Below are 8,553 nucleotides of genomic sequence, written 5' to 3'. Positions count from 1 at the left end.
CTTTCGGGGGTGGCGGCGGGGGCGCTGCCGTCCTGCCGGGGCAGGAGTCAGCGGGTGGGCCACGTCGCTGGACTCCACCGGTAGATCCGGAAGAAGAAGCTGTGCGTGGCAACCTGGATCTGGAATTCTTCCGGGTTTCCCCAGGGGGCCGGATATTCGTCCCTGCCCGGTGTTTCCGGGGACGTGGAGAGGACCAGGAGGGCATGAAGGTTCTGGTCCTCGGCGGCAGCACGGTCCGAGAGCTCGTCCAGTGTGGTCCAATCCTTGAGGTAGGCCACGAAGAAGCCCAGTCCGTCCGGGTGATGGAATTCGCCCTCCCGGATCAGACCCAGGCGGATTCCCTGGGGCAAGGCCTTGAAGAGGTTTGGCCCTTTCGCCGGCAGCTCGGCAACCGGGACCCTGGAGAGAGCCAGGAGCGGGGGGCGCTCGGATGGGGGGGGAGGCCCGGACTGAGGCAGGATGCTCGTCACAGGGACCAGTTGCGCCCGAAGAATCGAGGCAGCGGCCTGGGCGGCCGGAGTCCAGGCTGCGGCCTGCATCAGTCCCGCCAGGATCATCAGCACGACGCAGGACAGGAAGGTGGCGCGCCATCGTGCGGCCCACAGGAAGGCCAGCGTCACCAGGACAGGGGTCATGGGGGCCAGATATCGCGGATCCGGCGGCAGAAGGGTGAGGTGCAGGGTCAAGACGGTCAGCGAGGTGGCTACCAGGTCGAGGGCCGGTCGGAACCTGGCCCTCCAGGACAACAGCCCCACGGTGCCCGACGCCAGCCACGCTGCCCCCTCCCAGTAGAACGTGTTCAGGACGAAAAGATGGTCCTGGAAGCTGTTCCATCCCGCGGCCAGATTCTCCGCCAGGTTTCCCGCAACCACGGGAGCGTGCGAATACTGCTCGGGGATCAGGAATTTCCATAACTCCATTCGGGAAAAATACCAGGGCGAACAGACGAGGCCGCAGATCGCAGCGATCAGGAGCAGGCCCCGACCCGACGAGCCTTCCTCCCTCCCTCCCAGTCTCACGCTCCAGACCAGGGCCACGCCGAAGAGCACCTGGGCCATCAGGCCTTCGGCGTTGATCGGAGACGGGAACTCCAGTCCAGTGCCTCCGGACTCGGCCTTGGAAACTCCCCACCAGGTCAGCAGGACCACCAGATTGGTCAGGACCATCAGGATCAGCAGGCCGAGTTTGGAATTCCGGCTGCGGAACAGGCGGGGAAGTGCGGCCAGCACGACCGTCGGCACTCCCAGGAGCAGCACCGAATACTTGACCAGCATGCCCAACGCCAGGGCCAGGCCCAGTTGTACGCATCTCCGAGTCCGGGTCAGGGCTTCGGAATCCAGGGCCAGGGCCATCATCAATGCAAGGATGAACATCTGGGCCGGGGCCGTGCAGTAGATCCGGACGAAATGCGTCGTCCAGGTGGCGGTGGCCATTCCCAGCCCCAGGAGAATCGCTCCCCTGCGACCGGCGACCTGCCACCCCAGCCAGGCCATCGCGGCGACGGCACCTGCCACGAACAAGACCTGGGCCGTTCGCGCAACGGCCACCGTCGACGAGAAGAGCGCCATCGCGACCCCGGAGACCATGAAGGAGACGGGGGGGTAGTCTCCGGTCCCCAGGGCCAGGTGGACCCCTTCGGTGGACCGTGTGGCCAGGATCCGAAGCAGTCTCTCTGGAAGGGCCAGCAGCCACTGCTTGCAGAACAGGGCGTTGGCCAGGAAGTTCGGGGAGTGGTGGTCTGGGAAGGTCAGGCCATCTCGAGCTTCCCAGGAGATCTGAACCACCAGGCAGGCCAGCGCCAGGAAGAGGACGACCGCCAGGACCTGCCGGGACTCCAGGGTTTTCAGCACGGTTGGAGGCTGGGGCGCGGAGGTCTCCTGGACCGTCGGCTCATGGACGGGCCCCGGCCGGAGATTCCATCGGACAGGCGGATTCCATCTGGCTACTTGATGCCTGCCAGCAGGGAACGGACATGATCCTGCATGACCGTCAGCGCCGAGTCGTCATAGGTCGGCAGGCCCAAGGGCTTCAGCCAGGTCTCGAAACTCAGCTTTTCGGTTCCCTGGTTCTTCTGGATCCAGGTCTGCTGCGCTTCGGTCAAGGATGGGGTGCCGGCAGCCAGGATCGGGTGGAGGATGGCCAGCAGCTCTGCCGCCATGTCGGGATTCATGAAGCGGTCCTTCCCCTTGGCGTCCAACTCTAGGAGCGTCACGCAGGCCTCGTCCACGCTCTTCAAGCGTTTGCTGAAGCCGACTTCGCGGGCCCGGAAGGGCTTGGGGGTGGCCTTGGCCTGGATCCTGGTCAGGAGCGCGACGGCCTGGCTCAGTCTCTCGGCCGGGGTTCCCGTGCCCTTGGCCTTGGCCGGGTTCAGGCCGGCACCCTCGAAGACATCGCCCAGTTGGGACGCCACGATGCTGTCGACGCTCCTGTCCAGGCGCTTGGCGGCAAACTCGACCAGGAAACGCTGCTTCTGCTGAAGGCTCAGGCCGATCGGTTCGGGCTGACTGTTCAAGGCCATCAGGGCCAGCAGCAGGCGGGGATTCTTGAAGTCGAAGTCCTGAGCCGCCTTGAGGATGACCTTGGTCTCTTCTTCGGGGGTGAGGACTTCCAGGATCGGCCGGTCGACCGGAGGTTGAGGAGATTCTGCCTGGCCCACGGGAGATTCCGCAGGTTGAGGAGGCGGTCCCCCGGTCGGGTTGGCAGGCGGCTTGTCCGCATAGGAGTTGTAGAGGAAGAAGACGACGTTCAGGAGGACGACGACGACCAGCAGTATGGTCAGGAAGTCGAACCCCCCGGACTTCTTGGCTTCGCCCTCCGCGGGCGCCTCCGCGGAGGGGGGCGGGGACGGAGCGTCGGCAGAGGCCCCCTCGGAGGGGGGCGAAGACTCCTTGGAACCGGCCGATTCCTCGGGAGAGACAGGGGTCTTGGATTCATCGGACATCGAGTGCACCTCACCATCCCACCGGAACTGAAGAATGAGGGGACCACCTTCAGGCGGGGTCTTCCGCACAGAGCCCAGGAGAACCTCCTCGGGTGCGTCGAAGCCCGGTCAAACAGGGTTGTGCGACCCGAAGGATGGCAGGAGGGTTCCCCGACGAATGCTGGAGAGGAGGCGCAGGGCGTGAAGCGGAGCCGGTGCGGGTCTCATGGCCCGCGAGGAGGAAGGGCGCGCCTGCTGCTGATGATGATGGTGCTCCTGGTGTGGGCACAGCCGGATTCGAGCGCCAGGGCGCTGGAGGGAGAGGGGCCGTTGCGAGAGAGGTGGAGCGGATTGGCGCGTGAGGGACGTCTCTGGGAGGATCCCCGGGGACTGCAGGAACTGCTGTTTCGGGCCGCGGATGGCTTCGTGCGCCACGAGGGGGGCGGGGTCCAGATCTGGGCGGCCGACCGGGACTGGTTCCTCGAGGAGTGGGGGAGGGACACCTTCATCGCGCTTCCCGGCCTGTTGCTGGCCACCGGTCGGCATGCCGAGGCCCAGGCCAACATCCGCGGCTTCGCCCGCTACGAGCACGAGGGGCTGATCCCCAACCGCATCGCCGACGTCTCGAAGTGGACGCCCCAGAATCCTCAGGGGGCCGAGTACAACACCTCGGACGGCCCGATGTGGTTCGTGCAGGCCGTGCGCCGCACCGCCCAGGCCAGCGGCGACGAGGCCTTCGAAGCCGAGATGGCGCCCGTGATCCGCCGGATCATGGAGAGGTACCGCACCGGCACGGGCTACCGCCGCTACAACCGCTTCAACCGCATCTGCATGGATTCCGACGGCCTGGTGGTCACGCCCGCCCAGTCCACCTGGATGGATGCCGACCCCGACGGCCTGGACCGTCCCGTCACGCCCCGCAACGGCAAGGCGGTGGAGATCAACGCTCTGTGGTATGCCAACCTGCGCTACCTGGCAGACCTGGAGCGCCGCCTGGGCCGGCAGCAGGACGCAGCGGCCTGCGAGGCGCTGGCGGACCGCGTGCGGGAGAGCTTCAACCAGAGGTTCTGGTTCGAGCCTTCCGGGGGCTGCGGGGCCCTTCGCGACGTGGTCGACGGGGACCCCTGCGGGGACGACATCCGCCCCAACATGCTGGTGGCCATCAGCGTGGGTGAGGACCTGCTTTCGCCCGAGCGCCAGCAGGCCGTGGTGCTGACCGCCACCCGGGAACTGCTGACCCCCTACGGGATGCGCACGCTCTCCGACCGCAGCCCCCGCTACTGCGAGCGCTACGACACCTCGCAGCCGCCGATCCTCAAGGATCAGGCCTACCACCAGGGCACCGCATGGCCCTGGTTGATGGGGCCCTACGCCGACGCCCTGGTGCGGGTGCGGCGCGGCCAGGGCTGGCCGGAGCCTCGCATCCAGGCCGAATTGCGGGCCTTGCTGCAGCCCCTGTTGGAATACATGGTGGCGCACCCCGAGGGCACGATCCCGGAGGTCTTCGACGGAGGCCGCCCTTGCGAGGGCCTGCAGGGCTTCTCATTGGACGACCCCGCGGGCCTCACCGCGGCCCTGGCCGAGCCTTCCGACCAGGCGGCCGGCGGCACCCGCTCGCAGGCCTGGAGCGTGGCCGAGGTGCTGCGGGTCTGCGTCGAGCACGGCCTGGTTCCCGGGAGGGATGGCGCGTCCGGGGCCCCCTAGGAACCCAGACGGAAACCCCTCGGTCGCCTCGCCGCTCAATGGGATGCACCCGCGCGGGGCGCGGGTGCGAGGCCCCCGCTGTGTCGCAAAAAGTCTCATTTGCCTCAAGCAAACCGCAACCTTTTGCTCCTGGCGGGGACAAAAAATCCCTCGACGATGCTCGGTCGAGGTTTCCGACCGGCCCCCTAGGAACGCCACCTCTTCAGGCGCGGGAACATCTCCTGCATCAGGGAGCGCGCCGCTTCGGGGGACATCTCGGGTCGGGCCGCCACCAGGTGGGGGACGCAGAACTCGATCATCTGGTCCATGGTCATCTGGCCCCGGAACTCACCCCGGTCATAGCAGTGCTTGCAGTAGTCCGGGCTGAGACTTCCGTCCCGCTCGCTGCCCAGCCACTCGTCGGTATCGCCCAGGGGCATTCCACAACTCTGACAGTGTTCCATCGCGACCTCCAGGTGGCTCGATTCTGAGATGGGTCTCGGAGTCCTCTTGAGTCCAAGCCGGGGGCGCCAGAAATGACCAAAGGCCGCCGGGCCTGAGCCTGGCGGCCTTCGTTCGTCGGTGGACCCGGGCGCGTGCCTGGCGGCCTTCGCTGGGCTGTGGGCCTGAGGTCTAGGCGACGGCCCGGTTGGCGTTGCCGGCGATGGTGTTGTAGTGGGAGGCGACCTTGGTGTGCCAGCTCTGGTCGGTGGCCCACCCGGCCTTGTTCACGGCCGAGAGCTGGTTGCCCAGCGAGTCCTGGGCGGTGGAGCCGCCCTTGGACCGGAGGTTGGCGAAGGTCTTGGCGCCCGAGTAGATCTGGTTGACGGCGCCGTCAAAGGGGGTCTTGCCGTTGGGGTTGGAGTCATAGGCCCCGACCCCCAGCATCTTGGTCAGGCCCACGCCCAGCTTGCCGTAACCCGTCTCGTGCTTGGCGATGGCCAGCAGGGCCAGGGGGTCGACCTCGTTCTGCCGTCCGGCGGCCACGAAGTGGGAGCCCAGGCCCTGACCGGCGGCGGGGCTGCCCTCCAACTGGGTTTCGATGAACTGGGCCAGCTTCTGGTCATCCTCGGAGAGCTCGGGGGGGACCACCTGGGTCTCCGAGGCCGGGGCCGCTTCGCCCGCGGCTGCGGCCGGGGCGTCGCCCCCCACCGGGGCCGCGCCTCCCATGGGCGCTCCACCGCCGGCGGGCGCACCGCCTCCCATCGGAGCTCCGCCACCGGCCGGAGCCGCCATGGCGCCGCCTGCATCCACCGGGGCCGCCGCTCCGCCCGCGTCGGCAGGCTGGACGCCCACGTCGGGAGCCGAGGTGCTCTTGTCGCCCATCAGGCGCTGGAGATCCGAGACCAGGGTGGACAGCCTGCCCGCCGCGGCGTTGGCGGCCGCCTCGTCGCCCTTGTCCAGGGCCGCCTGCAACTCGGTCTCGGTCTGGCGGATCTCTTCCTGGAGTTTCTTGATCTTTTCCTGCTTCTTCTCGGCGTCGGTCTTGGCAGGATCCTCCGCCTTGTCCTTCTCCCCGGCCTCGTCGGGCTTCGGAGTGGTTCCATCCTCGGCCTTCTCGGAATCTTCGGTCCCCTCAGGGTCCTTCAGGGCGGCCAGGAGGGGACTGTCTTCGCCCTCCTCGGCGGCGCCTGCGGTGGCCTCGTCCGAGAGAACCGCTCCATCGGCAGGTCCCCTGGCGGGCTTCTCCGTCGACTGGCCGGCCGTCATTGCGCTGGCGGTCGGGGTCGCCTGGGCGGCGTGGACGGTCCGGTTGGTCTGCTGGTTGCTGATGGCGCGAATCGGTTCGGACATCGGAGCCTCCTGGACGAATGGGTTCCCCCTGATCTGAGGATGCTCCAATCGTTCAGATGGATTGTTGCCGGGATGTTACAGGAGTTCGCCGTTATGAATAGCCTGTAAACGAAGTGTTACGGTCTTGCGTCAATGATGTCCGTTCCTGTCGCCCCCTCCCGAGCGGGAGCCGCGCGACGTGTGGGAGGGTTTCACAGGAGGCCGCCGCAGGGCTTGCGAAGCGGGGGAGTCCAACCGCCGAGCTGGAGGCTGCCGTGACCCATCCGCTGTGGTTGCCCGATCCCCTGATTGGGCGCTATCTCGAGTCCGAAGGATTGCTGGAACCGGCTTCCCGCCTGGTCTCCGAGGCTGCCCTGTACCTGGACTACTGCCTGAAGGTTGAACTGGCCCTCCTGAAGGTGCTGGCCCGCCGGGGTTTCCTCCCGGATCACCTGATCCCGGAGGCGGTCGAGGCGGCCGGCCGGGTCCGTCTGGATGATTTCTGCCAGGAGGAGTCCCGGGTCCACCACGACCTCAAGGCCCTCATCAACGTCTTCACGTCTCAGTGTCCCGAGGCCGTCCGGCCCTTTGTCCACCTGGGCGCCACCTCCTATGACATCCTGTCCAACGCGCACCTGATGCGCTTGCGCGCCGGAGTCGAAGGCCTGGTCCTCCCGGCCCTGCGCCGGTGCTGCCGGGAACTGGCACGCCTGGCGCGCCGGGAGGCGGGAACCTTGCAGATCGGGCGCACCCACGGTCAGCACGCTGAACCGCTGACCTTCGGACTGGTCTGCGCGGTGCACCTGGACCGCCTGGGAGGGGAGATCCTCGCGATCCGGAGGGCCCTGGCTGGCCTGCGCGGGAAGTTCTCGGGGGCGGTGGGTGCCTTCGTCGCTCAGGGCCTGCTCTTCGAGGACCCGGAGGACTTCGAGCGGGAGGTCCTGGCGGAGGTGGGTCTGGAGCCTGCGCGGGCCTCAACCCAGATCGTCCCTCCCGAGCCGGCCCTGGCGGTCCTGCACCACCTGACCGCGGCCTTCGGAGTGCTGGCCAACCTGGCCGACGACATGCGCCACCTGCAGCGCACCGAGATTGACGAGGTGGCCGAATTCTACGATGAGGAGGGACAGGTGGGCTCTTCGGCGATGCCTCACAAGCGCAACCCCATCACCTGGGAGAACGTCAAGAGCCTCTGGAAGACCTTCGCCCCACAGGTCATGACCTGGTATCTCGATCAGGTCTCGGAGCACCAGAGGGACCTCTCCAATTCGGCTTCAGCGCGGTTCCAGCCTCGCCTGGTGCTGGGCCTGGCCGTCGCCGGCTCGCGGGCATCTCGGGCCCTGCGCGACCTGGAAGTGCTGCGGGACACCATGGAGGCCAGGGTTCTGCAGGAGACGGGCTGGCTTTCCGGCCCCCTCCAGGTCCTGCTCTCGGCTGCGGGGGTGCCGGAGGCCCACGAGGGGGTGAGGCGGGCGGCCGTCCAGGCCCGGCGCGCCGGCCGGGACCTGCTGGAGGTCGTCGCCGAGGACCCCCGACTTGGACCAGTCCTGGCTGCCCTTCCAGCCCGGCATCGGGCTGCCCTGAAGGATCCCGGAAGCCTGACCGGACCAGCCCGAAGGCGCGCGCTGGCCCTGGCGGACCATTGGGATGGAGTCCTCTTCGGAGAGGCGCGAAATATTTTGTAGCCCCTCTTGAGATCCGTGCGTGCCTGCGTGATGATTCAACAACTTCACCAGGAGGCCAGTGCCGTGGACAGCATCCGCTACCAGTCAGCCCAGTATGGCCCACTCCAGCAGTTCAGTTCTCTGACGGTTGGCGCGGGCATGGTCGGAGGCTCCGCCGGTTGCGGCTGCGGTTTCGGCTTCCAGCTTCGCTGTGTCAACTTCCAGCTCTTCGACATCTGGAGCGCTCTGCTCGGGTTCTCGGGGGGGCCCTTCTTCGGGGGCTTCCTGGAAGGGCAGAAGCCCGGTGGAGGGCAGGTCCACACCATGGCCTACCCGTCGGATTCCGATCAGGACGTGGGGCTGCGGCCTCCGGGGCCGGGGAACGGGCTGGTGCAGACGATGCGCTACCCCTCGGACTCCGATGACGACGCGGGGTTCCTGCCTCCAGGGCCGGGGAACGGGCTGGTGCAGACCATGCGCTACCCCTCGGACTCCGATGACGACGTGGGGCTGCGG

Annotated in this window: 8 protein-coding genes; 3 read left to right on the top strand and 5 right to left on the bottom strand. The window is 67.6% G+C overall.

Annotation, left to right across the window (positions count from 1 at the left end; translation table 11 throughout):
- Positions 1 to 47: 47 nt before the first annotated feature.
- Both EYA77_RS03805 and EYA77_RS03800 read right to left on the bottom strand, forming a co-directional pair.
- Positions 48 to 1,850: a glycosyltransferase family 39 protein gene (locus EYA77_RS03805; RefSeq protein WP_167815910.1), complete on the bottom strand. Its 1,803-nt coding sequence runs from the start codon at positions 1,848 to 1,850 to the stop codon at positions 48 to 50.
- 92 nt (positions 1,851 to 1,942) lie between these two features.
- Complete coding sequence (locus EYA77_RS03800) at positions 1,943 to 2,941, bottom strand: hypothetical protein (RefSeq protein ID WP_167815909.1); 999 nt, start codon at positions 2,939 to 2,941, stop codon at positions 1,943 to 1,945.
- A 240-nt stretch (positions 2,942 to 3,181) separates the two neighbouring features.
- On the opposite strand from EYA77_RS03800, the gene EYA77_RS03795 reads away from it, so the two are divergent.
- Positions 3,182 to 4,624 carry an amylo-alpha-1,6-glucosidase gene (locus tag EYA77_RS03795; RefSeq protein ID WP_167815908.1) on the top strand — a complete coding sequence of 481 codons (1,443 nt, stop codon included), beginning with the start codon at positions 3,182 to 3,184 and terminating at the stop codon, positions 4,622 to 4,624.
- A gap of 185 nt (positions 4,625 to 4,809) precedes the next feature.
- Here EYA77_RS03795 and EYA77_RS03790 read toward each other — a convergent pair whose 3' ends face one another.
- On the bottom strand, positions 4,810 to 5,067 hold the full coding sequence (locus tag EYA77_RS03790) for a zinc ribbon domain-containing protein (protein ID WP_167815907.1): 258 nt from the start codon (positions 5,065 to 5,067) through the stop codon (positions 4,810 to 4,812).
- Positions 5,068 to 5,236: 169 nt separating this feature from the next.
- On the bottom strand, positions 5,237 to 6,397 hold the full coding sequence (locus EYA77_RS03785) for a hypothetical protein (RefSeq protein ID WP_167815906.1): 1,161 nt from the start codon (positions 6,395 to 6,397) through the stop codon (positions 5,237 to 5,239).
- Positions 6,398 to 6,651: 254 nt separating this feature from the next.
- Between EYA77_RS03785 and EYA77_RS03780 the strand changes: the two genes are divergently transcribed.
- Positions 6,652 to 8,058: a lyase family protein gene (locus EYA77_RS03780; protein ID WP_167815905.1), complete on the top strand. Its 1,407-nt coding sequence runs from the start codon at positions 6,652 to 6,654 to the stop codon at positions 8,056 to 8,058.
- 84 nt (positions 8,059 to 8,142) lie between these two features.
- Here EYA77_RS03780 and EYA77_RS09885 read toward each other — a convergent pair whose 3' ends face one another.
- On the bottom strand, positions 8,143 to 8,358 hold the full coding sequence (locus EYA77_RS09885; RefSeq protein ID WP_245241168.1) for a hypothetical protein: 216 nt from the start codon (positions 8,356 to 8,358) through the stop codon (positions 8,143 to 8,145).
- A 3-nt stretch (positions 8,359 to 8,361) separates the two neighbouring features.
- Between EYA77_RS09885 and EYA77_RS09880 the strand changes: the two genes are divergently transcribed.
- The coding region (locus EYA77_RS09880) for a hypothetical protein (RefSeq protein ID WP_245241166.1) at positions 8,362 to 8,553 on the top strand (192 nt) is incomplete at its 3' end.

Source organism: Methanocorpusculum sp. GPch4, assembly GCF_012062385.1.
Classification (GTDB): domain Archaea; phylum Halobacteriota; class Methanomicrobia; order Methanomicrobiales; family Methanocorpusculaceae; genus Methanocorpusculum; species Methanocorpusculum parvum.
Note: the sequence above shows the minus strand (reverse complement) of the source record. Positions and strands in the feature narration are given on the sequence as shown.

Bases quoted from the DNA above. Each gene is read 5' to 3' on its own strand.
- EYA77_RS03795 (WP_167815908.1), top strand. From the start codon at position 3,182: ATGATGATGGTGCTCCTGGTGTGGGCACAGCCGGATTCGAGCGCCAGG.
- EYA77_RS03800 (WP_167815909.1), bottom strand. From the start codon at position 2,941: ATGTCCGATGAATCCAAGACCCCTGTCTCTCCCGAGGAATCGGCCGGT.
- EYA77_RS03785 (WP_167815906.1), bottom strand. From the start codon at position 6,397: ATGTCCGAACCGATTCGCGCCATCAGCAACCAGCAGACCAACCGGACC.
- EYA77_RS03790 (WP_167815907.1), bottom strand. From the start codon at position 5,067: ATGGAACACTGTCAGAGTTGTGGAATGCCCCTGGGCGATACCGACGAG.